The 527-nt window shown below is 38.5% G+C and carries 1 protein-coding gene; it reads right to left on the reverse strand.

Annotated features, from left to right (window positions below):
- A partial coding sequence (locus ABS768_RS17800) for an acetate uptake transporter (RefSeq protein ID WP_408076266.1) occupies positions 1-335 on the reverse strand: 335 nt, incomplete at its 3' end.
- Positions 336-527 lie beyond the last annotated feature (192 nt).

The raw sequence follows: 527 nt of genomic DNA on the forward strand, positions 1-527 counted from the left end.
GCGGTAAAGGTTCCCCATATTGCCAGGTACCAGGCTAAAAAGTCGGGTGGGGTAGCCTGTGCGGCTTCTATGCCCAAACCGGGTAGCAACCATACCGCAACCAGCGACAGCCAGAAAAACCCGTATGAAGTAAAAGCGGTTGCAGCAAATGTATTTCCTTTTTTAAATGACATGATTCCGGCTATTATCTGTGCCGTACCGCCATAACATATACCCATTGCCAATATTACCGAACTCAGCGGGAAAAACCCCATGTTATGTATGTTCAGTAAAATAGTTGTCATACCAAAGCCTAATAAACCCAGGGGTGCCGGGTTAGCTATTTTTGTTTCCATTTGTTTGTTTTATTACGGTTTGTATTCCAAAAATAGTTTTTAAATTAATAAAACCATATACTATAACGTTTTATGTTTGTCAGTTTTAAAAAATAAGTGTGAAATATTCACTTTACCTGTATTAGCCCTTACCATTGTTTTATCCTATTTTTGCAACGTTATGAAAAGACAGTTAAAAAAATATGTGGCCTC

It is taken from the genome of Flavobacterium rhizophilum, from assembly GCF_046000485.1.
Taxonomy (GTDB): Bacteria; Bacteroidota; Bacteroidia; order Flavobacteriales; family Flavobacteriaceae; genus Flavobacterium; species Flavobacterium rhizophilum.